This is a genomic window from Cupriavidus sp. 01L45 (assembly GCF_056399885.1).
Genome location: NZ_JBFTSG010000062.1, coordinates 1 through 24,796 on the forward strand (window position 1 = coordinate 1; position 24,796 = coordinate 24,796).

Genomic DNA, 24,796 nt, shown 5'->3' on the forward strand with positions numbered 1-24,796 from the left:
CGCCCCCCCCCCCCAAAAAATCTCATCAAAAAGACATACGAAAAAAAGCCCGCGACAATTGTGGCGGGCTGAGAAGGGTCAGGGGCGTTCGGAGAACGTCCCGTCGCCTAGTTTGAATACATTGGAGACATGACGCAGCCCCACTCGAGTGGGGTCATGCGCGCGCCGCATCCGGGACTCGCATCAACCTGCGCTCGCGCGCTCGAACAATTCGCGCGCGAGCCCGCGGTGCCGCGCCAGCACGCGCGGCAATTCCACCGTGCGCAGCTCGCCGTCGCGCACCACCACCTTGCCGTTGATCACACTGGTGGCGACATTGCCCGGCGTGCAGAACACCAGCGCCGCCACCGGATCGTGGCCCGCGCCGGCATAAGCCACCTGCCCCATGTCGAAGGCCACGAAGTCAGCCGACATGCCCGGCGCCAGGGCACCGATATCGTCGCGGCCCAGTACGCGCGCGCCGCCCAGGGTGGCAATCTCCAGTGCCTCGCGCGCGCTCATGGCGGCGGGCCCGTATCCTACCCGCTGCAACAGCATCGCCTGGCGCACCTCGCCCAGCATATGAGCACCATCGTTCGAAGCGCTGCCGTCCACCCCCAGGCCGACCGGCACGCCGGCATCGCGCATCGCGCGCACCGGCGCAATGCCTGAAGCCAGCCGCATATTGGAGCAAGGGCAATGGGCCACGCCCGTGCCGGTGCGGGCGAACAGCGCGATGCCTTCGTCGTCCAGCTTGACGCAGTGCGCGTGCCACACATCGGGTCCGACCCAGCCGAGTTCCTCGGCGTACTGCGCGGGCGTCAGGCCGAACTTCTCGCGCGAGTAGGCGATGTCGTTATCGTTCTCGGCAAGGTGGGTGTGCAGCGACACGCCATAGTTGCGCGCCAGCAGCGCCGACTCCCGCATCAGGTCGCGCGACACGGAAAACGGCGAGCATGGCGCCACCACCACGCGCAGCATGGCATGGCGCGAAGCGTCGTGGTATTGCTCGATCAGCCGCTGGCTGTCGCTCAGGATCGCCTGCTCCTCCTCCACCACCGAGTCGGGTGGCAGGCCGCCCTTGCTGCGGCCCACGCTCATCGATCCGCGCGCGGCATGGAAACGCATGCCCATTTGCGCCGCCGCCGCAATCGAATCGTCCAGGCGCGAGCCGTTGGGGTAAAGATAAAGATGGTCACTGGTGGTGGTGCAGCCGGATAGCATCAATTCCGCCATCGCGGTCCGGGTCGACACATCGATCATCTCCGGCGTCAGGTGCGACCACAACATATAGAGATTGCTCAGCCAGGAGAACAGCTCCGCGTCCTGCGCGGCCGGCACGGCGCGGGTCAGGCTCTGGTACATGTGGTGGTGCGTATTGACCAGACCCGGAATCACCACCTGGCCACTCATGTCGAGCACCTCAGCGCGGCCTTCGTCGATCAGCCGGCGGTATTCCTGCGGCAACTCGGCGCTGGCGCCCACCCATTCGATCGACGGGCCTTGGGCCACCAGCGCGCCGCCCGGAATCTCGCGGCGCTGCGCATCCATGGTGACCAGAATGTCTGCATTGATAAGGATGAGGGTCATGACGGGATCTTCGGATCAGGGGTGGATAGCGATGCTGCGCCGGGGCTGGCCAGCCGGCGTCGTATTGACCGGCCCAGACAGTCTAAGACGGCGGCGGCCAGCCGCAAAGCATCGAATTCCACCGACGGTGTACGCAAAAACAGCACAGCCACCGTGTTGTGCCAGGGCCAGGTCCAGCGGGCCGCTAGCGCAGGCTCCCAAACAGTTCCGCCAGGCCTGCGCCGATCCGCTCCGCCATCAGACTCGCCGCCGGGCTCAGCGGGTTGCGCGCGCGCACCACCAGCCGCAACGTCTGGCACGGCAGCTTGCCGTCGCGCAAGGGCACCCATGCGAGCGCGCCGCGCGCGCGCTCCTCCAGCACATCGAGGGGGTTCAGGAAAGCGACGCCGGACCCAAGCATGACCAGGCGCCGCATCAATGCCGTCGAAGTGGTCTCGGTCACCGGCGACACCTCCATGGCCGCGCGCGCGAAGGCCTCGTCCAGGATGGCACGGATCGACAGCGACGGCGCGGGGAGGATCACTGGGTAAGCCAGGCATTCACCTAGCAGCGCCGAAGGCTGCGCAGCCAACGCGTGCGAGGGCGAGACCACCGCGCCGATATGCCAGTCACTGCTGGCCAGGATGCGAAAGGCCGCGATGTCGGGCAGTTCGTAGGCGAGGCCGAGGTCGGCATCGCCGCGCTCGACGGTGCTGACGATGTCCACCACGGGCAGATCCAGCAGGCGCACCAGGATGCCCGGATATTGCTGGCGGAAGCCGTGCACCAGCGAAGGCATCAGCGACCCGGCCAGCCCCGCGGTCGTGGCGATTGTCACTTCGCCCTGGCGCACACCTTTGACGGCCGCGATACGGCTGCGCAAGAGCTCGTGCTCGCGCAGCGTCTGCCGCACGTGCGCCAGCACCATCTCGCCCAGCGGAGTCAGCCGGAGGCGTTTGTTGATGCGCTCGAACAGCGGTGCGCCCAGTTCAGTCTCCAGGTCCAGTATCTGCCGGTTGATCGCGCTCGGCGCCACGTGCAGATGCAGCGCGGCCTGGCGGATCGAACTGCGGTTCACCACCTCATCGAGGTAGCGCAGGACTCTGGCATGCATGACGGGCTCCGGATTCTGGCTCGACGCGGCAGCGGCGGCCGCGGACATGGAAGACGAGCGCATTGTAGCCGCTGGCCATGCGCGCCGGCCGCCCGCGGGCGAGTGACAATGGCAGCGAGCCGGCATGGCATGGAGTACGCTGACATCAGTTCGCCGGACGGCCGACGCTGCCAGCCCGGCCCTTTCCTCTTGCCAGCGCGCGACGCCCCCGACACCATGACATCCAAGACAAGCAACAAGAAGCCCGTTGCGAAGTCCGACAGGAAGACGCACCCGAAAGCCTCAGGCGGGGCCGCCGGCAAAGCCACCGGCAAGCGCAGCGGCAAACCTGGCCTGCCCGGCCCGGCCCGGCAAAGCGCGAGGATGAACTGATGCGGTGCCGGAACCTGAAGATGGCGCGCTCCGCCCACGCCTACGTGCGCGGCAATACGCGCAAGTTCTACGAGTGGCTGGCGGCCAGGCAGCCGCACGCGCTGCCCGAGGACCCGGAGATCTGGATCTGCGGCGACTGCCATGTGGGCAATCTCGGGCCGATCACGGATATCCCGTGAACGCCTGCGGGATACCACGCCTTCCATCCCGCTCGGCAAACGGTTCTGGCGGCTGGCCCCCACCGAGCGGCGCGAGATCGCCCACCTTGCCACGCTGCTGACCTCTCGCGACGAAGGCGCGCGCGTGGAGGTGATAGATGCCGCTTACTGGGTCAAGGGTTGCAGCTCCCTGGGCCGCCTGCGCTTCGCCGTGCTGCTGTCCGTTGACAGCAATGACAGCCCCGGCCCAGAAATCTGCCTGATCGACATCAAGGAGGCGGCGAAGGCAGCCGCACCGAGCTACCCCAAGGCCAGCATGCCGCACGACAACGGCGCGCGCGTGGCCGAAGGCGCCCGCCATCTCTCGCCGGCGCTGGGCGATCGCATTCTTTCCGCGCAATTGCTCGACAAGGCGGTCTTCATCCGTGAACTGCTGCCGCAGGACCTGAAGCTGGAGATCGATACGCTGCCCCAGGAGGAGGCCAGCCGCGTCGCGATGTACCTCGGCGAGGTGGTCGGCAACGCCCACGCGCGCCAGATGGATCTCGCCACCCAACGCGGCTGGCTAGCCGAACTGGCCCGCAACCGGTCAAAGCAACTCGATGCCCCGTCCTGGCTCTGGTCGAGCGTGCTGGGCCTGATAGCCAGCCACGAGGTCGGCTATCTCGAACACTGCCGCAAGTTCGCACTGGGCCAGACAGGGGGTCTTTGAAAAAACAGCAAAATAGGTATTGCGCAGTCACAATCGCCTAGCTATAATCTTGGACTTCGTTGGGGCGTTAGCTCAGTTGGTAGAGCAGCGGACTCTTAATCCGTAGGTCGAGTGTTCGAGTCACTCACGCCCCACCAGCGAATTCCAAAAAGCCGGAAGCAGCAATGCTTCCGGCTTTTTTCATTTCCATTTGGCTCATCGGCGCCCAAGCCGCGCAATGCAAGTTTCCGCGGCTGCCGATACGTTCGCCCTACCCGCTCCGCGCTGCGATCCATACGCGGGTTGATACCAATTCCGCCGGCCAAGCTTTCACGGTTGAATTGCGCCTGGAGCACATTGCGGAACATGGTTCCGCATCACGGAACCAGCCAAAAAACTCCAGCGTTCCGCGGCAGCCCTTGCCGCGGCAACGTTGCGGCGCGTCGGCGGGATAAACAAGGGCAACGTCGACGCAGATCGCCGCATCCCGCGCCTGGCCGAGCAGTCCGCTCACATACTTAGAACCCTCGGGAGCCTCTCTTGAAAGCAGTACTGAATGTTGGCAGCGCAGCCTGCCTGGCCCTCCTTGGCCTGTGCCACAGCGCCATGGCGCAAACCTATCCGAACAAGCCGATCCGCCTGATCGTGCCGTTCGCCGCTGGCGGCACCACGGATATCGTTGCCCGCGCGGTCTCCGACGGCATTGGCCGCGAACTTGGCCAGGTGGTGGTGGTGGAAAACCGCGGCGGCGGCGGCGGTGCGATCGGCGCCGATGCCCTCGCCAAGTCCGCGCCCGATGGCTACACGCTGGGTATCGCCACGGTGAGCACCATGGCGACCAACCCGGCTACCAACGCCCGCAACCCCTACGACCCGATCAAGGATTTCGCGCCCATTACCAACCTGGTCAATGTGCCGAACGTGCTGACGATCAACCCCAAGGTACCGGCCAAGAACCTGCAAGAGTTCATCGCGCTGGTCAAGGCCAACCCCGGCAAGTACAGCTACGCGTCGGCCGGCAAGGGCAGCATCTCCCATCTCGACGGCGAACTGTTCAAGTTCCTGACCAAGACGGATATGGTCCACATCCCCTATCGGGGATCGGGTCCGGCCCTGAACGACACGCTGGCGGGCCAGGTCAGCGGCCAGTTCGACAACCTGCCGTCGTCCATGCCGCATATCCAGGCTGGCAAGTTGCGCGCCCTCGCCGTGGCGGCGCCGAAGCGCGTGGAGGGCTTGCCTGACGTGCCGACGTTCGCCGAGGCCGGCATGAAGGACATGAACAACATGGCCTGGTATGGCCTGGTGGCGCCTGCCGGCACGCCTGCCGCGATCATCACCAAGGTCCATGACGCTGCCGTGAAGACGTTGCAGGATCCGAACGTGAAACGCCGCCTGGCCGAGAGCGGCGCCTATCCCGACGGCAACACGCCGCAGCAATACGCCGCGCAGATCAAGCGCGAACTGGACCTGCGCAAGAAGATCGCGCACGACCAGAACATTACGCTGGAATAAGGACCGGAGGGCCCGGCCGCCTGCGGCCGGGCCTTGCCGGGGCCAGTGCCTGCGGCTGTACTGTCACCCAGCCCCCCGTTCTCCCCTCCACGACTTTCCCCAGGAAGATGCCGCCGGACTTGATCTGGCTCAGAAGCCGCGCGGGCGCAAAGTGGTTCAATACAGTGGGAAGAAAGATTAACTTCGCAGGGTCATCCCAAGTCGGTAAAGTCTTCCGGTCAAACGACCATTTATGCGGCCATGCCCCCTGCCCGTGGCCACTACTCATTACTCACGAGGATGAATATGCGCAACAAGACCGTAGCCGCCCTGACGATCGCCGCCCTGACAGCCCTTGGCGGCGCGCAGCTGGCGCACGCCCAGAAGAACTACACGGAAGGCGGCGACCTTTACGGCGGCGCCCATGCGAACAAGACGGACCCCAATAAAAGCGCCGCAAAGTCCGGCAAGTTCGATCCGTACACCGATGGCGCGAAGAAATCGACCAAGTCGAACCTGAACGCTTCCGGCACCAAGAAGAAGGCCGATCCCTATACGGAAGGCGCCAAGGCCGGCAAGTTCGACCCGTACACCGACGGAGCAAAGGCCGGCAAACCCGACCCGTACACCGACGGCGCCAAGGCCGGCTCGTTCGATCCCTATACCGACGGCGCCAAGACCAAGCAGTAAGCCGCGGGCACAGGCAGCAGGCCGTCCCGCCGGACGGTGCGCCAGCGCACTGTCCGGCCTGCGGGAGGCAGGCAGGATCAGGCCAGCATCGCTTGCCGCATGCACTGGTTTCCCCGCTGCGTGGCGTGGCAGGCCTTCTCCTTTTCGGAGACCATCATGCTAGACGTGCTGATCCTCATGGCTTCCTCCCTGGTGCTGGCAGTGCTTATCTTCAAGGGATAGGGAGAACCAGGGATACCCGGGGAGGACGAGGCGCCGGAAAATCGCGCGCCGCTTACGCAGCCGCCAGCGCTGCCTGGGGACCGCCCATGGTGCCCTCCTCGCGGTAGCGCGCGTGCCAGGCCAGCGCTTCCTCGATAAGGTGCGGCGTATGTCCGCCGCGGCGCGCGGCGCGCGTCACGTAATCACGCAGCAGATCCCGATACAGCGGATCGGCGCAATTGGCAATGACCTGCTGCGCGCGCTCGCGCGGCGCCAGACCGCGCAGATCGGCCAGGCCATGCTCGGTCACGATGACATCGACATCATGCTCGGTGTGGTCCACATGCGAAACCATCGGCACGATGCTGGAAATGGCGCCGGCCTTGGCCACCGACTTCGTGACGAATACGGAAATGTGCGCATTGCGGGCAAAGTCGCCAGAGCCGCCGATGCCGTTCATCATGTGCGTACCGCCCACATGGGTGGAATTCACATTGCCATAGAGATCGCACTCGAGCGCCGTGTTGATGGTGATCAGGCCGAGCCGGCGCAATATCTCCGGGTGGTTGCTGATCTCCTGCGGGCGCAGGATCACGCGTGACTTGTAGCGCTCCAGGTCTGCCAGGAAGCGCGCGTAGACGGCGCTGGTCAAGGTGACGGATGAAGCCGAGGCAAAGGTCAGCCGCCCGGCATCGAGCAGTTCGATCGTGCTGTCCTGCAAGACTTCCGAATACATCGTGAGATCGCGGAACGGCGAATCAATCAGGCCATGCAGCACGGCGTTGGCGATCGTCCCGATGCCGGCCTGCAGGGGTTGCAGTGACGGCGCCAGCCGGCCTGCCCGGACCTCATGCAGGAGGAAATCGTTCAGGTGCCCCGCGATCTGCCGCGTTTCCCGGTCGGGCGGCTGCGCGGTGGATGGACTGTCATCCTTCTGCGTGATCACGATGGCCGCAATCTTCGCGGGATCGACCGGAATATAGGGCAAGCCGATGCGCTGATCCACCGAAACCAACGGGATCGGCTCGCGGTGGGGGCGCTGCGCAGGCAGGTAGATATCGTGCAGGCCCTCGAGGCCGCCCGGCATATTGAGGTTGATCTCGACAATCACCTTGCTGGCCAGCATCGCAAAGCTCGCGGAATTGCCCACCGAGGTGGTTGGCACAATGCCGCCTTCCTCGGTGATCGCCACGGCTTCCACCACCGCCACGTCCACCGGCGCGATCTGCCGCCCGCGCAGTTGCTCCACGGTCTCCGACAAATGCTGGTCGATGAACATCACCTCGCCCGCATTGATCTTGCGCCGCAAGGTCGTGTCGACCTGGAACGGCAAGCGCCGCGCCAGCACATTGGCTTCGGCCAGGAGCTTGTCGGTGTCGTTGCCCAGCGAAGCGCCGGTCATCAGCGTAATGCGCAGCGGTTCGGTCGCCGCGCGCTGCGCCAGCGCCTCAGGCACCGCCTTGCAGTCGCCGGCGCGGGTGAACCCGCTCATGCCCACGGTCATGCCGTCCCGGATCATCGCCGCCGCGGCCTGGGCCGGCATCACCTTGTCGAGCAGACTGGCCAGCCGGATACGTTCCTTGTACATCTTTATGTCTCCATGATGCCTGTCCCGGCGGCTGGGGCTGTACCGCGCGCAGTGGCAGGACCCGGTGCCCCGCTCGGCTCGCGCGTCCTACCGGCCGGTAAGGCGCAGGTAAGCAGTGTAGCCACGGGAAAAGCATTCCTGCGAAGATATAAAATCATAAAAACCAGTCGTAAATTTCATAGCCACCCTTTCGCATGCCAGCGCCTCGCCATGCGGCAGCTCCCCACAGGCGTGCAGCGCACTTTGTGCGCGGCGCCCCCCTTTATGCTCTACAGTAGTTAGCACGGTCATGCTGCCACCGCGAGGACACCGCGCATCGGTGCCACGCCGGGTTATCCCAGCATGAAACTGCCGAAACAAGCCGTCTGGGGGAGACACCATGCTGGCGGAAAGCGAAGCGCGACTGGCCCAGTTGCTGGCCGACCTCATCCAGTTTGCACAGGGCCGCCTGCCCGGCGACACGTTCGTCAAGGTCGAGCCTTTCCTGCGCCACTACTACGACCTGGCCGATGCCGAAGACCTGCTCAAGCGGGAGGTAGCGGATCTCTACGGCGCGGTCATGGCGCACTGGCAGACCGCCCAGCGCTTCGTCCCTGGCAACGCGCGGCTGCGTGTCTACAACCCCAATCTTGAACAGCACGGCTGGCACTCCGATCACTCGGTGGTGGAGATCGTCAACGATGACATGCCGTTCCTGGTCGACTCCGTCACCATGGAGGTCAACCGGCTTGGCCTGGCCTTGCACTCGGCGATTCACCCGGTCTTCCAGGTCTGGCGCAACGCGGACGGCACCATTGCGAAAGTGGGGCTAGGCAGTGAGGGCGACGCGGCCACGAACGAACCCGCCGGCGGCCCGCGCCTCGAATCCTTTATCCATTTCGAAGTGGATCGCTGCGGCGATGCTGCCACGCAAGAAGCCTTGCGCAGCGGCATTGCGCGCGTGCTGGGCGATGTGCGCGCCGCAGTGGAAGACTGGCCGCAGATGACGGCCATCACGCGCACCACCATCGAGAAGCTGGCACAGGGTCCGGAGGGCGGCCAGCCCGATACGCAGGAAGCCTGCGCCTTCCTGGAATGGATGCTGGACGATCATTTCTGCTTCCTGGGCCAGCGCGACTACGAACTCGTGAACCAGGACGGCCGCTTCTACCTGCGTGGCGTGGCTGGCTCCGGTGCCGGCATCCTGCGCGAAAGCCTGCGCACGCCCGACGCGGACACGCTCACCGAGTTGCCCGCGGCGGCCACCACCGTCATCGAGGGCAGTTCGCCGATTTTCCTGACCAAGGCCAACTCGCGGGCCACCGTGCACCGGCCCGGCTACCTGGACTACATCGGCGTCAAGCTCATCGGCGCCGACGGCAAACTGTTCGGCGAGCGCCGCTTCGTGGGGCTCTACACTTCCACCGCCTACATGATGTCCAGCGCGGACATCCCTCTGGTACGCCGCAAGTTCGAGAATATCCTGACCCGCGCCGGGTTCCTGACCAAGGGCCATCTCTACAAGTCGCTGGTCACCATCCTCGAGCAATACCCGCGCGACGAACTGTTCCAGGCCGATGAAGATGAGTTGTTCGGCATTTCTCTGGGCATCCTGCGCCTGCAGGAGCACCAGCGCATTCGCCTGTTCGTGCGGCGCGACCGCTTCGACCGCTTCGTCTCCTGCCTGGTGTTCGTGCCGCGCGACAAGTACAACACCGACTTGCGCCAGCGCATCCAGAAGCTGATGATGACCGCCTTCCACGGCAATAGCTGCGAGTTCACGCCGCAACTCTCCGAGTCGCCGCTGGCGCGCATCCAGCTGATCGTGCGCGGCGATCCCGGCACCATGCCCGATGTCAACGCCGCTGAGCTGGAAGAGCGCATCGTGCAGGCCGCCCGCCGCTGGCAGGACGACCTTGCCGCCGCCCTGCTGGACAGCACCGGCGAAGAGCAAGGCAACCGCCTGCTGCGCCGCTACGGCGACGCCTTCCCCGCCGGCTATCGCGAGGACTACCCGGCTCGCACCGCGGTGCGGGATATCGAACTGATGGAAGCGGCGCAGGCCAGCGGCGGCATCGCCATGAACCTGTACCGGCCGATCGAAGCCGCGCCGGGTGCGTTCCGCTTCAAGGTCTACCGGGCACGCGAGCCGATCGCGCTGTCGCTCAGCCTGCCGATGCTCGAGCATCTCGGCGTGCGCGTGGACGAGGAGCGCCCCTACCTGGTCGAGCCCAACGGCGCGGCGCCGGTATGGGTCCACGATTTCGGGCTGGAAATGGCCGATGGCGTGGCTACCGGCATCGACCTCGGCGCCGATATCGCACGCATCAAGGCGCTGTTCGAGGATGCCTTCGCGCGCGCCTGGAACGGCGAGATCGAGAACGACGACTTCAACCGGCTGGTGCTGCGCGCCGAACTGGCCGCGCGCGACGTGACCATCCTGCGCGCCTATGCCCGCTATCTGCGCCAGGTCGGATCGACCTTCAGCGATGCTTATATCGAACGGGCCCTGACCGGCAACCCGGCCATCGCCTCGCGGCTGGTGGAACTGTTCGTGGCACGCTTCGATCCCGTCGCGGAAAGCGCCCGCGCGGCGCGCTGCGAGCGCCTGCTGCAAGCCATCGGCACCGCCCTGGACCAGGTGCCCAACCTGGACGAGGACCGCATCCTGCGCCTGTTCCTGGGCGTGATCAATGCCACGGTACGCACCAACTATTTCCGCCAAGGCCCCGATGGCGGGCCACGCCCTTACCTCTCGTTCAAGTTCAATCCCGCGCTGGTTTCGGGCCTGCCCGAGCCGCGGCCAATGTTCGAGATCTGGGTCTATTCCCCGCGCGTGGAAGGCGTGCACCTGCGCGGCGGCCCGGTAGCGCGCGGCGGCCTGCGCTGGTCCGACCGGCGCGAGGACTTCCGCACCGAAGTGCTGGGGCTGATGAAGGCCCAGATGGTGAAGAACACGGTGATCGTGCCGGTGGGCAGCAAGGGGGGCTTCGTGGTCAAGCGGCCGCCGGCGGCAACCGACCGCGACGCCTTCCTGCAGGAAGGCATTGCCTGCTACCAGACCTTCCTGCGCGGCCTGCTGGACGTGACCGACAACCGTGTCGCCGGCACCCTGGTGCCGCCCCCGGAAGTGGTGCGCGAGGACGGCGACGACCCCTATCTGGTGGTCGCCGCGGACAAGGGCACGGCGAGCTTTTCGGATTACGCCAACGCGATCTCAGCCGAGTACGGCTTCTGGCTCGGCGACGCCTTCGCGTCAGGCGGCTCGGTAGGCTACGACCACAAGAAAATGGCCATCACGGCGCGTGGCGCGTGGGAATCGGTCAAGCGCCATTTCCGCGAGATGGGCATCGATATCCAGTCTACCGATTTCACCGTCGCCGGCGTTGGCGACATGTCCGGCGATGTCTTCGGCAACGGCATGCTGCTGTCGCCCCACATCCGCCTGGTGGCCGCGTTCGACCATCGCCACATCTTTCTCGACCCCAGCCCCGACCCGGCTTCCAGCCTGCGCGAACRCCAGCGCATCTTCGAGCTGCCGCGTTCCAGCTGGGCCGACTACGACATGAGCCTGGTCTCGGCCGGCGGCGGCGTGTTTCCACGCACCGCCAAGACCATCGCCATCACACCCGAGGTGCAAGCCTGCCTTGGCATCACAGCCACTACGGTGTCGCCCGCCGAACTGGTCCACGCCATCCTGCTGGCTCCGGTCGACCTGCTCTATAACGGCGGCATCGGCACGTACGTCAAATCCAGCCACGAGAGCCACCTGCAAGTGGGCGACCGCAGCAACGACGCGGTCCGCGTCAACGGCGCCGAGCTGCGCTGCAAGGTAGTCGGCGAAGGCGGCAACCTTGGCTTCACGCAACTTGGCCGCATCGAATTCGCGCTCAATGGCGGACGCATCAATACCGATGCCATCGACAATTCCGCCGGCGTGGATTGCTCGGATCACGAGGTCAATATCAAGATCCTGCTCGGGCTGGCGGTGGCGGATGGCGAGATGACCGAAAAGCAGCGCAACAAGCTGCTGGCGGAAATGACGGACGAGGTCGGCCTGCTGGTGTTGGAAGACAACTACTACCAGACCCAGGCGCTGTCCGTGGCGGGCCGCAACGCCGCCTCGCTGATCGATGCGGAAGGCAGGCTGATCCGCTGGCTGGAGCGCGCAGGCCGCCTCAAGCGCGCGCTGGAATTCCTGCCAACGGAGGACGAACTGGTGGAACGCAAGGCCGCCGGACTGGGACTGACCTCGCCCGAGCGGGCGGTGCTGCTGGCCTACAGCAAGATGTGGCTGTATGACGAATTGCTTGCCTCGAACTTGCCCGAGGACCCGCTGGTGGCCGGCCTGTTGCCCGCCTACTTCCCGCAGCCGCTGCGCGAGCGGCATGCCGACACCATGCTGCGCCACCCGCTGCGCCGCGAGATCCTTTCCACGCACCTGACCAATACACTGGTCAACCGTGTCGGTGCCACCTTTGTCCATCGCATGCTGGAAGAGACCGATGCGCGTCCCGCCGACATCGTGCGCGCCTGTCTGATCGCGCGCGACGTGTTCCGCCTGGAGCCACTCTGGGCGGACATCGACGCGCTGGACAACCGTGTCGACGACGCGGTACAGGCGCAAATGTTCGTCGCTGTGGGGCGGCTGCTGGAGCACGCCAGCCTCTGGTTCCTGCGGCATCCTCAGGCAGGCGGACCGGCAGACAGCCACAGCGCACGCTACGCGGAGGCCGCGGCATGGCTCACGCCGCAATTGCCCGCGCTCCTGGCCGGCCCCGAGGCCACGGCGCTGGCCGAGCGGCGGCAGGCGCTGAGCCAGTCCGGCGTGGGCGATGGCCTGGCCCTGTGCGTGGCTGCGGGAGAAATCTCCGCTGCCGCGCTGGATATTGCCGAGGTAGCCGGCGCCACGCAGCGTAGCCTGGCGCTGGTGGCAGGTGTGTATTTCGCGCTCGACACGGAGTTCAGCTTCGGCTGGCTGCGCGAACGCGCGCTGGCACTGCCTGCCGAGAGCCACTGGGACCTGCTGGCACGCACCACGACACTGGAAGATCTCGGCCGCCTCAAGCGCGCGCTGACGGTAAGCGTGCTGGCGCAACCGCAGGAACTGGACACCCCGGCCCAGCTCATCGAGGCATGGCGAGGTGGCCGGCAGGCGCAGATCGAGCGCTTCTCGCGCATGCTGGCAGACCAGCGTGCAACGGGCGCTGCCGGCTTGTCGATGCTGTCGGTAGCCGTGCGGGAAATCGGCTTGCTGGAGCGCAGCCAGCCGGGCGGGTAGACGCAGACGCTGCCGATTGGAGACAATGGCGGAATGTCAGCCAGCAACGGTACAGCCTCGCTGTACCGTTGCATGCGCTCCAACCGGGAACCCGATGAACAAACCTGCCAAAGCCGCCATCGCGGCGGTGATCGCCGTCGCTGCCAGCAGCTACGCCAGCCCGTACTGGGCGCTCTACCAGATGCGCTCCGCCATCGAAGCGCGGGATGCCGACAAGTTCTCCCGCTATGTCGACTATCCCGCCCTGCGCGAAAGCCTGAAGGCACAGCTGAACTTGTCCCTGCAGCAGAAGCTTGGCGGGACCGGATTGCAGAACATGCCCTTTGCCGGTATCGGGCAAGCGATCGGCCTGGCGGTCATCAACACCATGATCGACACCATGGTGTCGCCCGCCGGCGTCATGGCGCTGATGGCCGGCGAGAAGCCCGGCACGCAGGCGCAGCCGAAGCCCGCACCTCCCGCCCCGCCGGGCATTAATAGCGAGCCGGCCGGACAGGCAAAGCAGGAGGCCGCAAGGGATGCGCTCAAGTACGGCCTGTCTTATCGTGGCTGGGGCAGCGTCGAAGCCTCCGCCACCAAGGACAACGGCGAACGCGTTGTCATCGGCCTGAAGCGAGAAGGCCTATGGACCTGGAAATGGAGCAGCATCGTGCTGCCTGAACTCTCCAGGCCCTAGCTTCACCGCCCCCATTTCGCCTCAAGCAACACCGCCGCCTTAATGGCGTCGACGGTCTCTTCTTCGGTCTTGAAGTCCCCCAGCAGCCGCTTTGACTTGCCGCCGAGCACCGCGGCCCGGAGTGCGTTGCCGGAGGCCTCGGAGGTGCCGGGGCTCCAGCAATAGCGCGCGGTCCATGTGCCGTCCTGCAAACGCTCGGCCACCCAGATGACGCGAAAATCCTCGAACACAACCCCGAAAGGTTCGTCTTCGTCCATAACATACCTCCACAACACGCGATCGCTCCCCTCGAACGCCACGGCCGTGCGCGCGCGGGCCGTGTCGGCATCATCGCCCGGTCGGGATCGGCATCGGACCGGGCGACACGTCGCCATCAGTGCGGCGATCTGGTTGTTCAGGACTGAAGGCCGCGTTGCGCCACAGATGGACCTGCATGCCATTGACCATGGCTGTCCGCTGTGACGGTCGATTGCTGCGTCAACGCCCCGTTTTCGCGAGATGCTAGCACGCAGCACGCCCGCCCTGCCAGCCGGTCCGCGTGCCCGTTAGTCGGAGGGAATCTCGTGATTGCCGTGCGCCAGGAGCCCGCCCCGGATATCGCCCAGCACGCGCGGCCTGCGGGGCTGCAGCTCCAGGCCCAGGCGAATCAGCAACTCAAAGGCATCGGCCAGCAGATGCTGCTGGCGCGGCAGCAGGCTGGCGTAGGGCATATCGTAGATGGACTGGTGCGAGCCACGCGCGCCCTTGAAGCCGCGATCGCGCGCCATATCCGACAACAGCGCGGCGAAGCCGTCCAGATCTTCTGCTGCCAGGGCAGTATTGAGCACGGCGGCCAATACGTGGGGGGGCGAAGACCCCCAGCCCATGACATCGGCATTGGCCGCGCCGTCTTCGCAAGCATCGAATGATTTCATATCGGGATTAACGACCGCCAGACCGCGCCATGTAGGCCCACCCTCAAAACTTCTGCCGAATACGAACAATGCTCCGGCTGGCGCATCCGGCGCAAGACAAACCAGCAACCGATCGTGCCAGCGGGCACAGGCACGACGATCAATCAACCCGCGGCATAAGCTACGTGGTCCACGGTCGCGTCGATCAGCCGGCATGCGCGCGCCTGAGCCCGATCGGCCACTTCCAGCAGTTCGCCCTGCTCATGCCCCTCCCAGGATTGCAAGGGCGAAGGATTGCGCACCGCCCCCTTGGCCTCCTGGACGATCGAGGCGTTCACCAGGCACCCCCGCTCCTGCTGCTGCACCGAGATCAAAATCACGTAGCCTCGGTAGTTCTGCGTTCTGGATTCATTCATGAGTAGCGTCTCCCTTTGCGGCCATCGTAGCATGCCGCAGCGCAGCGCCCGGCCAGGGAGAGCGGCGGCGCGAACCCGCCGCCGGGTCTAAGTCCGGTCCTGGGGGCGATCCTGCGGGCGGCGCCCCATGCGCCAGACGTTGGGCGGCTCGCCGTGGGCAGCATTCTGGAACATCCAGGCGCCGCAGACCGTGCAGCGCCATGGCCGGTCCACCCAACGTGAATTGATGTCCAAGCCAAGCGCGCCCGCACCGGATGCAGCCAGATTCTCATGCGGCTGCACCGTGGCCGGTGCGCCAACGAGAAGGTGGCAGGGATCGCAAGCCTGCATGTCGTTACTCCAACGAAGCCCTTACTCCGGCGAAGAGGGAATGCCGAAGGGATCAGCGCTTTGCTGGCCCGGCACCTCGTTCAGGTCGAATTCGTCGCGTGCCTTGTCCACCACGGCCCGGATACTCCGTTCGTAGCCTGCGGCGTTGCCGAAGACCTTCATATCCCAGTTACGCCCTCTCGCATCGCGTGCATGCGCTTGCGGCACAGGCACCCGGATCTTTGCGCCGTCCTCAATGATGTCATCGATGCGCTGGATGCGCCGGCTTACCTCGTCCTGCAAGGCGCGGGCGGCGCGCTCGCGTTTGGCCATCATGCACTCCTGTCATTCGCAAAAGTCAGCACAAGCGGCATCCGGTGAGGTCTGCTGCCCGGCGCCGTGGGCCGCGAACTCCTGCCCGGCAAGACATGTATGCCGCGCCGTCGATGGGTTGATTGTAGAAGCGGCCAGCACTTCCCGACAAACCTGTTTGCGCTGCAAGACGGGCTCACTTGGCGCATGCCCGATTCTGGGTATGCGTACCCAGAGCCAAGTTATGGCAGGCGGATATAAGAGTTCGCCAACATCATTGGCGACCGCGCTGATACAGAAACAGAAATGAGAAAAGCCCACGTAATCGATTGATTACGTGGGCTCTAATTTGGTCGGGGCGAGAGGATTTGAACCTCCGACCACCTGCACCCCATGCAGGTACGCTACCAGGCTGCGCTACGCCCCGAAAGAAAAAGATTATATCAGACGCTTTTCAATATTGGCTAGTCCTTGCTGCACTTTTTATTCGTGCTTCGCGATCTGCTGAAGCTGCGCGAGCAAGTGCTGGATTTCCACGAGTTCGTTGCGCAGATTGTTCAGGTCGAGCGAGAAAACCGGTGCTTCATCCGCAGCCGCTGCAGCAAGCGCTTGCTCGTCCTCCGCGGACGCATGGCTGTGCTGGCGCCCTTCGTCGAGGCGATTGCGGGCGCCATTGATCGTAAAGCCCTGCTCATAAAGCAGGTCGCGGATGCGTCGGATCAGCAGGACTTCATGATGCTGGTAGTAGCGCCGGTTACCACGCCGCTTGACGGGCTTGAGCTGCGTGAACTCCTGCTCCCAGTAGCGCAGCACATGCGGCTTGACGGCGCAAAGCTCGCTGACTTCGCCAATGGTGAAGTAGCGTTTGGCGGGAATCGGCGGCAACAAGATGCGTTCGCTGGATCTTTCCGACATACGGTCAATGGGCGGGCTTCAGGCCGTACCGGGAGAGGTTGTGGTGTCCGCGCGGGATAGCGCGCGGACAAACGAGACAAGCAGGATAACGAGTGCTCGCGCTACTGGCAAACGATCAGCCGGCCACCGCCACCAGGCCGGCCCGCTCTTCCACCAGACCCTTGAGCTTCTGGCTGGCATGGAAGGTCACCACGCGTCGTGCCGTGATGGGAATGATCTCGCCGGTCTTGGGATTGCGGCCGGGACGCTGAGGCTTGTCGCGCAACTGGAAATTACCGAAGCCGGAGAGCTTGACGCTGTCGCCATGTTCCAGCGCTTCGCGGATCACGTCGAAGAAGGCTTCGACCATATCCTTGGATTCGCGCTTGTTGAGACCGACCTGGTCGAACAGCATTTCGGCGAGCTCGGCCTTGGTCAGGGTCGGCACCTCGGCAACGCGGGCGTCGGACGTCTCGTCATCATGGGAGGCTGCCTGCCGGTCGCCTGCCCCGCCCATTGCTGCGGCCATGAGATACGCTTGTCGATCGTTCATTGTCATTCAGTGTGGCGATCCGCCCGGATGCGGAAGTCCGGGCGCTCCATTGTCATGTCAGCTGGTGGATCAGCCGCGCATCCGCGCCTGGAATGCAGCGCTGGCGGCTTCGACCATGCAACGTACCGCGCTATCGACGGTTTCGTCCTGGAGGGTCGCCCCAGTATCTTGCAAGGTCACGCGGAACGCAAGGCTTTTCTCGTCTGCGCCAATGGCTGCCGAAGCCGCCTTCGGACGGAACTCGTCGAACAGCACCAGGCTCTGGCAATAGCGGGCGGAGCCTTGTTTTTCCAGGGCTTCGCGCATGGCGTCCAGCAGGTCCTGCACGCGCACCGACTGCTTCACCACCAGTGCCAGGTCGCGTACGGCGGCCGGGAACTTGGAGATTTCGGTGTAGCCGGGCAGGCCTACTTCACGCAGTGCCTGCAGGTCCAGCTCGAACACAACCGGCGCTTGCGTCAGTTCGTACTCCTGCAGCCAGCGCGGATGCAGTTCGCCGATCACGCCGGCCACCTTGCCGTCGATCACGACTTGCGCGGCGCGGCCTGGGTGCAGCGCGGGATGCGATACCGGCTCGAAGCGCGCGACGCGCGGGAACAGCAAGGCTTCGACATCGCCCTTGACGTCGAAGAAGTCCACCGGGCGGGTGGCGATGCCCCACTGCTCCTCGAAGGCCGGGCCGTAGGCAATGCCGCCGGCAACCATCGGCTGGCGATAGCCGGCCACCGTCAGGCCGCCATCGGCAACCGAGGCGTCGCGATGGAACACGCGGCCCACTTCGAACATCCGCACGCGCGATGCCTTGCGGTTGAGGTTGTAGCGCACCTTGTCGAGCAGGCCGCCGATCAGCGTGGAACGCATCACCGCCAGCTGRCTGGCGATCGGGTTCAGCAGGCGGATCGGGTTGTCGTTGCTGGCAAAGTCGCGCTCCCACTTCTCTTCGACGAAGGCGAAGTTGATCACCTCCTGGTAGTCGCGCGCGGCAATTGCGTGGCGCACGACATGGGTCGAGCGGCGTGCTTCGTCGGTCGGGCGCATCTCGCTTTCGGCGATCGGCGGACGTGCCGGGATACGTTCGAAGCCGTAGATGCGGGCCACTTCCTCGATCAGGTCTTCCTCGATCTCGATGTCGAAGCGATAGCTCGGCGGAGTGACCACGAACACTTCGCCGTCCGCACCCTGCTCGCGGGTGAACGGCAGCTGCAGACGCAGAAACACGTCGGCGATGACCGCGGGCGACAGCTCGATGCCGAGCACGCGCTCGGCGCGCGCCACACGTAGGCGCACCGGCTTGCGCTGCGGCAGGTTGACAACCTGGTCGTCGACCGGGCCGGCCTGGCCGCCGCAGATCTCGAGGATCAGCGCGCTGATGCGCTCGATATGCTCGACCGTGGTGGCGTAGTCCACGCCACGCTCGAAGCGATGCCCGGCATCGGTCGAGAAGTTGAAGCGGCGCGAGCGGCCCTGGATCGCTTCCGGCCACCAAAAGGCGGCTTCCAGGTAGATGTTGGTGGTGTCCAGCGTGACGGCGGTGCTGTCGCCGCCCATGATGCCCGCCAGGCTCTCGATCTCCTTGTCGTCAGCGATCACGCCAACCTGCTCGTCGAGCTCGACAGTATTGCCGTTGAGCAGCTTGAGCTGTTCGCCCTTGCGGCCCCAGCGCACATCCAGGCCGCCGTGGATCTTGTCCAGGTCGAACACATGGGAGGGACGGCCAAGTTCAAGCATCACGTAGTTCGAGATGTCGACCAGCGCGGAGATGCTGCGTTGCCCAGCCCGCTCCAGGCGCTGCACCATCCACGCCGGCGTGGCCGCGTGCGCGTTCACGCCGCGGATGACGCGGCCAGAGAAGCGCCCGCACAGGTCGGGCGCCGACACCTTGACCGGAAGCTTGTCGCTCAGCGTCACCGCTACCGGCTTCATGTCGGGCAGCCGGAGCTCGGCACCGGTCAGCGCGGCAACTTCACGTGCCACGCCGTGGATCGACAGGCAGTCTGCCTTGTTGGGCGTCAGCTTGATCACGAAGACCTGGTCATCAAGATCCAGATACTCGCGGATGTCCTGGCCGATCTTCGCATCTTCGGGCAGCAGCATCAGGCCGCCGTGTTCTTCCGACAGCTTGAGTTCGCGCGCCGAGCACAGCATGCCGAAGCTATCGACGCCACGCAGTTTGCCGACCTTGATTTCAAACGGCTTGCCACCCGTCTCCGACGGCGGCAGCACTGCGCCAACCAGCGCGCACGGCACCAGGATGCCGGGCGCGACGTTGGGCGCGCCGCAGACGATCTGCAGGTTCTCGCCGGTGCCGGCATCGACCTGGCAAACGTTGAGACGGTCCGCGTTGGGATGGCGCTCGGTGGAAAGCACGCGCGCCACCACCACCTTGTTGAAAGGCGGCGCGACCGGGCCGACCTCTTCCACTTCCAGCCCGGCCATGGTCAGGCTGTGCGAGAGCGCATCGGTGGAAATCTTGTCGGGATTGACGAAACTGCGAAGCCAGGATTCCGAGAATTGCATGGCGCTTCTGATCCGGTAAGTATTCTGTTCTGTGGTGTCGGTGACGATGTGCTCGGGCGCGGCGGGCGCCTCAGGCGAACTGGCGCAGGAAACGCGCGTCGCCTTCGAAGAACAGGCGCAGGTCGTTGATGCCGTAGCGGAGCATGGTCAGGCGTTCGAGGCCCGAACCGAAGGCGAAGCCGATGTAGCGCTCCGGGTCCAGGCCCATATTGCGCAGCACATTGGGATGCACCTGGCCCGAGCCCGAAATCTCCAGCCACTTGCCGTTGCCGAAGGCCATGTCGATTTCCGCCGACGGCTCCGTGAACGGGAAGTACGAGGGGCGGAAACGCACCTGGATGTCGTCGCGCTCGAAGAACTTGCGCAGGAAGTCGGTGTACACGCCCTTGAGGTCGGCAAAGCTCACGTCCTCGCCGATCCACAGGCCTTCGACCTGGTTGAACATCGGCGAGTGCGTGGCATCGCTGTCGACGCGGTAAGTACGGCCCGGGCAGATCACCTTGATCGGCGGCATCTCGCGGCCCTTGTACTTCTCCACGTGCATGCGCGCGTAGCGCACCTGCATCGGGCTGGTGTGGGTACGCAGCAGCAGCAACTTGCCTTCGCTGTCGCGGCCGTCCACATAGAACGTATCCTGCATTGAACGGGCCGGATGGTTGTCCGGGTTGTTCAACGCGGTGAAGTTCATCCAGTCGGTTTCGATCTCGGGACCATCGGCCACGTCGAAGCCAACCGAGCCGAAGATCTGCTCCACCCGCTCCCATGTGCGCATCACCGGATGCAGGCTGCCGCGGGCAACCGCCCTGCCGGGCAGCGTCACATCGATGGCTTCTGCAGCCAGCCGCGCGTTCATCAGCGCATCGGCCAGTGCCTGGCGGCGTGCCTGCAGCGCGGCCTCGACCTGCTGCTTGGCCTGGTTGATGCGCGCGCCTTCGCTCTTGCGGGTTTCCGGGTCAAGCTTGCCGAGGCTCTTGAGCAGTTCGGTGAGCGCGCCGGTCTTGCCGAGAAAGCGGGCTTTTTCGTTTTCCAGCGTGGCGTTATCGTTGGCTGCGGCGAAGGCGGCCTGGGCGTCGGCGACGATTTGATCCGGATCCAGAGACATGGCGGCGGTCGGCGATAAATTTGGCGTCCGGGTCACGCAGGGCCCGGGCGTGGGTTGGCACTAGGTGCGATGTGGGTGCAGAGTCCGTGCGGCACCGGGGGCGGCGCGGGCTTCGTTTCGGATGTCGTCTTGCGGCGTGCGGTGGCACGATGCAAAACGGCATTCGAAATAAAAACGGGGCTCGGTGAGGAGCCCCGTTTCTGCAGGTCCGGCTGAATCGCCGCTGCAGCGACGGGCGCTGCTCGGGCAAATTCGGCGGAAATGCTGTCGACCTTGCGGTCGGTGCTTGCGCCCGGGGCGCCGCGCCAGGAACTAGCGCGGCATCCCGGAGCCGGCATCAGGCAACGGTGGCTTTCACCTGGTTGACGATGGCGGCAAAGGCAGGCTTGTCATGAATAGCCATGTCCGACAGCACCTTGCGGTCCAGCTCAATCGAGGCCCTCTTCAGACCATTCATGAACACGCTGTAGGTCATGCCATGCTCACGCGAAGCAGCATTGATACGCGCAATCCAGAGAGCGCGGAACACGCGCTTCTTGTTGCGGCGATCGCGGTATGCGTACTGACCAGCGCGCATGACCGCCTGCTTGGCGATACGGTAGACGTTATTGCGGCGGCCGCGGAAACCCTTGGCAGCGACGATGACTTTCTTATGGCGGGCCCGTGCAGTGACCCCACGTTTTACTCGAGGCATGAAATGCTCCTTTCGTTTTCGTTAGGGTTATGCGTAAGGCATCATTGCGCGAACGGACTTCAGGTTCGTCTCATGGACGTCCTGGGTGCCGCGCAGTTGACGCTTGTTCTTGGTGGTCTTCTTGGTCAAGATGTGACGCTTGAAGGCCTGGCCACGCTTGAACGAACCATTCGGACGCGCAGTAAAGCGCTTGGAAGCGCTTTTCTTGGTCTTCATCTTCGGCATGAAAAACTCCAGCTTCTATGACATGCATGCAGGTGGCCAGCTGGCGCCAGCACTTGCAAAACCCGCATCCACTTATTGTTGCGCGATGCCGCGGAGGCACCTGCGCCGCTTTCGCACGACACCGCGCCCGGAGGAATCCCCTCCGGGCCGCGGCGGCGCGCAAAAATCTTACTTCTTCTTCTTGGGAGACAGCACCATCACCATCTGGCGGCCTTCCATCTTCGGCATCTGCTCGACCTGGCCGACTTCTTCCAGATCCGCCTTCAGGCGTTCGAGCACACGTGCGCCGATTTCCTGGTGCGCCATCTCACGGCCGCGGAAGCGCAGCGTGATCTTGGTCTTGTCGCCGTCTTCAAGGAAACGCTTCAAGTTGCGCAGCTTGACGTTGTAGTCGCCATCATCCGTACCCGGCCGGAACTTGACTTCCTTGACCTGGATGATCTTCTGCTTCAGCTTGGCGTCGTGCGCGCGCTTGGCTTCCTCGTACTTGAACTTGCCGTAATCCATGATACGGGCAACCGGCGGCACCGCTGTCGGAGCGATTTCCACCAGGTCCAAGTCCTTATCCTCAGCCAGGCGAAGCGCGTCCATGAACTTGACGATGCCGAGCTGCTCATTATCAACCCCGACCAGGCGCAATTCGGGTGCGCTGATTTCGCGATTGATGCGATGACCTTTGTCTGTAGCGATGTTGCGTTACCTCAAGAAGACAAAAAACAAGCCGTGCTCATCCCATCAGGCTTTGCTGGAAACGTCCTGTTGCAGACGCTCCACAAACGCGGAGACGGGCATGACACCCAGATCCACGTTGCCACGGGCACGCACGGCCACTTGACTGGCATCCCGCTCCTTGTCGCCCACTACCAGCAGGTAGGGAATCTTCTGAAGGGAATGCTCGCGGATTTTATACGTAATTTTCTCGTTACGCAAATCCGCCTTTGCCCTAAATCCTTGTTTTTGCAGAAGTTGCACGACGTTTTCAGCATATTCCGCCTGGGAATCGGCAATATTCAGCACCACGACCTGCTCCGGTGCCAGCCAGGCGGGCAGCGCGCCGGCATGATTCTCCAGCAGGATGCCCAGGAAGCGCTCGAAAGAGCCCAGGATAGCCCGATGCAGCATCACCGGACGCTTGCGCGAGTTATCCTCCGAAACGTACTCGGCGTCCAGGCGCTCCGGCAGCACCAGGTCCAGTTGCAGCGTGCCGCATTGCCAGGAACGGCCGATTGCGTCCTTGATATGGTATTCCACCTTGGGACCGTAGAAGGCGCCCTCGCCCGGCAGTTCTTCCCACTCCACGCCGCAGGCGCGCAGCGCCAGCCGCAGGCCTTCCTCGGCATGGTCCCAGACCTCGTCCGAACCGGCGCGCTGATCAGGACGCAGCGAAAGCTTGACCGCGATGTCCTTGAAGCCGAAATCGTCGTACACGGAGAATGCCAGTTCGTTGAACGCCTTCGCCTCCGCCACGATCTGCTCTTCCGTGCAGAAAATGTGCGCATCATCCTGCACAAAACCGCGTACGCGCATCAGGCCATGCAGTGCGCCCGAGGGCTCATTGCGATGGCAGGCACCGAACTCGGCGAGACGCAGCGGCAGGTCGCGATAGGAGCGCAGGCCATGGTTGAAGATCTGCACATGGCCGGGGCAGTTCATCGGCTTGATCGCGTAGTCGCGCTTTTCCGACTCCGTGACAAACATGTTCTCCTTGTAGTTCTGCCAGTGACCTGACTTTTCCCACAGCGAACGATCCATCACTTGCGGCGTACGTACCTCTTCATAGCCAGCCTGCGTCAGGCGGCCACGCATGTACTGCTCCACCGCCTGCCAAACCTGCCAGCCCTTGGGATGCCAGAACACCATGCCAGGCGCTTCCTCCTGCAGGTGGAACAGGTCAAGCAGCTTGCCCAGCTTGCGGTGGTCGCGCTTCTCGGCCTCCTCCAGCATGTGCAGGTAGGCTTCCTGATCTTCCTTCTTGGCCCAGGCCGTGCCGTAGATGCGCTGGAGCATCTCGTTCTTGGCGTCGCCGCGCCAGTAGGCGCCGGCCACCTTCATCAGCTTGAAGACCTTGAGCTTGCCCGTGGACGGCACGTGCGGACCACGGCAGAGGTCGACGAACTTGCCTTCGCGGTACAGGCCGATCTCCTGATCCTGCGGAATCGAGGCAATGATCTCGGCCTTGTACTTCTCGCCCATCGACTCGAACAGCTGCACGGCTTCGTCGCGGCTCCAGACCTCGCGCGTCACCTTCTCGTCCTTCTTGGCAAGCTCGGCCATCTTCTTTTCGATGGCAACCAGATCCTCGGGCGTGAAGGGGCGCTTGTAGGCGAAGTCGTAATAGAAGCCGTTCTCGATCACCGGGCCGATCGTCACCTGCGCCTCGGGATACAACTCCTTGACGGCGTAGGCCAGCAAGTGCGCCGTCGAGTGACGGATCACGTCGACGCCGTCGGCATCCTTGTCCGTGACAATGGCCAGGCTAGCATCGCGATCGATCAGATGGCTCGTATCGACCATCTGGCCGTCCACCTTCCCGGCCAGAGCGGCCTTGGCCAGGCCCGAGCCAATGCTCTGCGCCACTTCGGCAACCGTCACCGGGCCGGGAAATTCGCGGCGGGAACCATCCGGCAGCGTGATTGCGATCATCTTGCACCTCATCAGGAATCCACCCGCCGGGGCAATGCCTCCGGCAAGCGAATGAAAAGCATCTTATAGCGCCGGGCACATGCGACAGGCATGGACCATGCAGCGGGGATTTCACTCGGTTGCACTTACCGGCGACCGAGCAGGATATCAGGGAGCCAAGAAGCGACAGACGAAAAAAAACGCAGCCAAGGCTGCGTTGTTTTTCGATTTAACCCCAATCCACCGGGTCCGAAGGCGCACCTCGACTACTGTCGCTAATTAGCGGTAGTAGTTCGCTGTGTCTTGAACATGGCGCCTTTTCCGTTCCAGGTTGTCGGGGTTGAACCGGACTGCTTCGGTACTGCTTGCTACTTCTTACTGCTATGCGTTGGTAGGCTCGATTGGACTCGAACCAACGACCCCCACCATGTCAAGGTGGTGCTCTAACCAGCTGAGCTACGAGCCTA

Annotated in this window: 20 protein-coding genes, 3 tRNA genes and 1 pseudogene; 7 read left to right on the forward strand and 17 right to left on the reverse strand. The window is 64.3% G+C overall.

Annotated features, from left to right (window positions below; genetic code table 11):
- Positions 1 to 183: 183 nt before the first annotated feature.
- Both AC1DT6_RS32965 and AC1DT6_RS32970 read right to left on the reverse strand, forming a co-directional pair.
- A complete protein-coding gene (locus AC1DT6_RS32965; RefSeq protein WP_441635211.1) occupies positions 184 to 1,569 on the reverse strand; it encodes an 8-oxoguanine deaminase in 1,386 nt (461 codons plus the stop codon).
- A gap of 184 nt (positions 1,570 to 1,753) precedes the next feature.
- Positions 1,754 to 2,662, reverse strand: a complete 909-nt coding sequence (locus tag AC1DT6_RS32970; RefSeq protein ID WP_477103724.1) for a LysR substrate-binding domain-containing protein — start codon at positions 2,660 to 2,662, stop codon at positions 1,754 to 1,756.
- A gap of 371 nt (positions 2,663 to 3,033) precedes the next feature.
- Between AC1DT6_RS32970 and AC1DT6_RS32975 the strand changes: the two are divergent.
- The 5 genes and pseudogenes from AC1DT6_RS32975 to AC1DT6_RS32995 all read left to right on the forward strand — a co-directional run bounded on the left by AC1DT6_RS32975 (position 3,034) and on the right by AC1DT6_RS32995 (position 6,289).
- A pseudogene (locus AC1DT6_RS32975) lies at positions 3,034 to 3,904 on the forward strand (DUF2252 family protein).
- Between the two features lie 61 nt (positions 3,905 to 3,965).
- Positions 3,966 to 4,041: transfer RNA gene (locus AC1DT6_RS32980), tRNA-Lys, on the forward strand.
- A 382-nt stretch (positions 4,042 to 4,423) separates the two neighbouring features.
- Positions 4,424 to 5,398, forward strand: coding sequence for a tripartite tricarboxylate transporter substrate binding protein BugE (locus AC1DT6_RS32985; RefSeq protein ID WP_045240072.1), 975 nt, complete (start codon positions 4,424 to 4,426; stop codon positions 5,396 to 5,398).
- Between the two features lie 285 nt (positions 5,399 to 5,683).
- The gene (locus AC1DT6_RS32990) at positions 5,684 to 6,067 is read left to right on the forward strand and encodes a hypothetical protein (RefSeq protein WP_441627270.1); all 384 of its coding nucleotides are present in this window, start codon (positions 5,684 to 5,686) and stop codon (positions 6,065 to 6,067) included.
- 99 nt (positions 6,068 to 6,166) lie between these two features.
- Entirely contained in the window at positions 6,167 to 6,289 is a 123-nt protein-coding gene (locus AC1DT6_RS32995; protein ID WP_441627272.1) for a hypothetical protein, read from the forward strand.
- Positions 6,290 to 6,341: 52 nt separating this feature from the next.
- Here AC1DT6_RS32995 and AC1DT6_RS33000 read toward each other — a convergent pair whose 3' ends face one another.
- A complete protein-coding gene (locus tag AC1DT6_RS33000; RefSeq protein ID WP_441627274.1) occupies positions 6,342 to 7,856 on the reverse strand; it encodes an acetyl-CoA hydrolase/transferase family protein in 1,515 nt (504 codons plus the stop codon).
- A gap of 379 nt (positions 7,857 to 8,235) precedes the next feature.
- On the opposite strand from AC1DT6_RS33000, the gene AC1DT6_RS33005 reads away from it, so the two are divergent.
- Together AC1DT6_RS33005 and AC1DT6_RS33010 are read left to right on the forward strand one after the other, a co-directional pair.
- Entirely contained in the window at positions 8,236 to 13,116 is a 4,881-nt protein-coding gene (locus AC1DT6_RS33005; protein WP_477115258.1) for an NAD-glutamate dehydrogenase, read from the forward strand.
- Between the two features lie 94 nt (positions 13,117 to 13,210).
- Positions 13,211 to 13,792 (forward strand): DUF2939 domain-containing protein, encoded by a 582-nt coding sequence (locus AC1DT6_RS33010; protein WP_441627278.1) that lies wholly within the window; start codon positions 13,211 to 13,213, stop codon positions 13,790 to 13,792.
- A 2-nt stretch (positions 13,793 to 13,794) separates the two neighbouring features.
- Here AC1DT6_RS33010 and AC1DT6_RS33015 read toward each other — a convergent pair whose 3' ends face one another.
- The 14 genes from AC1DT6_RS33015 to AC1DT6_RS33080 form a co-directional block, all read right to left on the reverse strand.
- A complete protein-coding gene (locus AC1DT6_RS33015) occupies positions 13,795 to 14,049 on the reverse strand; it encodes a hypothetical protein (protein WP_441627280.1) in 255 nt (84 codons plus the stop codon).
- A 288-nt stretch (positions 14,050 to 14,337) separates the two neighbouring features.
- Complete coding sequence (locus tag AC1DT6_RS33020) at positions 14,338 to 14,706, reverse strand: hypothetical protein (protein ID WP_441627282.1); 369 nt, start codon at positions 14,704 to 14,706, stop codon at positions 14,338 to 14,340.
- 143 nt (positions 14,707 to 14,849) lie between these two features.
- Positions 14,850 to 15,101, reverse strand: a complete 252-nt coding sequence (locus tag AC1DT6_RS33025; RefSeq protein WP_276288260.1) for a hypothetical protein — start codon at positions 15,099 to 15,101, stop codon at positions 14,850 to 14,852.
- Between the two features lie 351 nt (positions 15,102 to 15,452).
- Complete coding sequence (locus AC1DT6_RS33030; protein WP_441627411.1) at positions 15,453 to 15,743, reverse strand: hypothetical protein; 291 nt, start codon at positions 15,741 to 15,743, stop codon at positions 15,453 to 15,455.
- 329 nt (positions 15,744 to 16,072) lie between these two features.
- Positions 16,073 to 16,149: transfer RNA gene (locus tag AC1DT6_RS33035), tRNA-Pro, on the reverse strand.
- Positions 16,150 to 16,205: 56 nt separating this feature from the next.
- Positions 16,206 to 16,637 (reverse strand): MerR family transcriptional regulator, encoded by a 432-nt coding sequence (locus tag AC1DT6_RS33040; RefSeq protein ID WP_276288261.1) that lies wholly within the window; start codon positions 16,635 to 16,637, stop codon positions 16,206 to 16,208.
- A 115-nt stretch (positions 16,638 to 16,752) separates the two neighbouring features.
- Positions 16,753 to 17,169: an integration host factor subunit alpha gene (locus AC1DT6_RS33045; RefSeq protein ID WP_441627285.1), complete on the reverse strand. Its 417-nt coding sequence runs from the start codon at positions 17,167 to 17,169 to the stop codon at positions 16,753 to 16,755.
- A gap of 69 nt (positions 17,170 to 17,238) precedes the next feature.
- Positions 17,239 to 19,686, reverse strand: a complete 2,448-nt coding sequence (gene pheT / locus AC1DT6_RS33050) for a phenylalanine--tRNA ligase subunit beta (RefSeq protein ID WP_441627287.1) — start codon at positions 19,684 to 19,686, stop codon at positions 17,239 to 17,241.
- A 70-nt stretch (positions 19,687 to 19,756) separates the two neighbouring features.
- Complete coding sequence (pheS, locus tag AC1DT6_RS33055; RefSeq protein ID WP_045240059.1) at positions 19,757 to 20,788, reverse strand: phenylalanine--tRNA ligase subunit alpha; 1,032 nt, start codon at positions 20,786 to 20,788, stop codon at positions 19,757 to 19,759.
- Positions 20,789 to 21,125: 337 nt separating this feature from the next.
- Entirely contained in the window at positions 21,126 to 21,482 is a 357-nt protein-coding gene (gene rplT, locus AC1DT6_RS33060; protein ID WP_006163216.1) for a 50S ribosomal protein L20, read from the reverse strand.
- A 27-nt stretch (positions 21,483 to 21,509) separates the two neighbouring features.
- Positions 21,510 to 21,707 (reverse strand): 50S ribosomal protein L35, encoded by a 198-nt coding sequence (rpmI, locus tag AC1DT6_RS33065; RefSeq protein WP_006575466.1) that lies wholly within the window; start codon positions 21,705 to 21,707, stop codon positions 21,510 to 21,512.
- Positions 21,708 to 21,875: 168 nt separating this feature from the next.
- Positions 21,876 to 22,397, reverse strand: a complete 522-nt coding sequence (gene infC, locus AC1DT6_RS33070; RefSeq protein WP_081488948.1) for a translation initiation factor IF-3 — start codon at positions 22,395 to 22,397, stop codon at positions 21,876 to 21,878.
- 45 nt (positions 22,398 to 22,442) lie between these two features.
- Positions 22,443 to 24,350 (reverse strand): threonine--tRNA ligase, encoded by a 1,908-nt coding sequence (gene thrS, locus AC1DT6_RS33075; RefSeq protein WP_441627290.1) that lies wholly within the window; start codon positions 24,348 to 24,350, stop codon positions 22,443 to 22,445.
- Positions 24,351 to 24,718: 368 nt separating this feature from the next.
- Positions 24,719 to 24,795: transfer RNA gene (locus tag AC1DT6_RS33080), tRNA-Val, on the reverse strand.
- Position 24,796 lies beyond the last annotated feature (1 nt).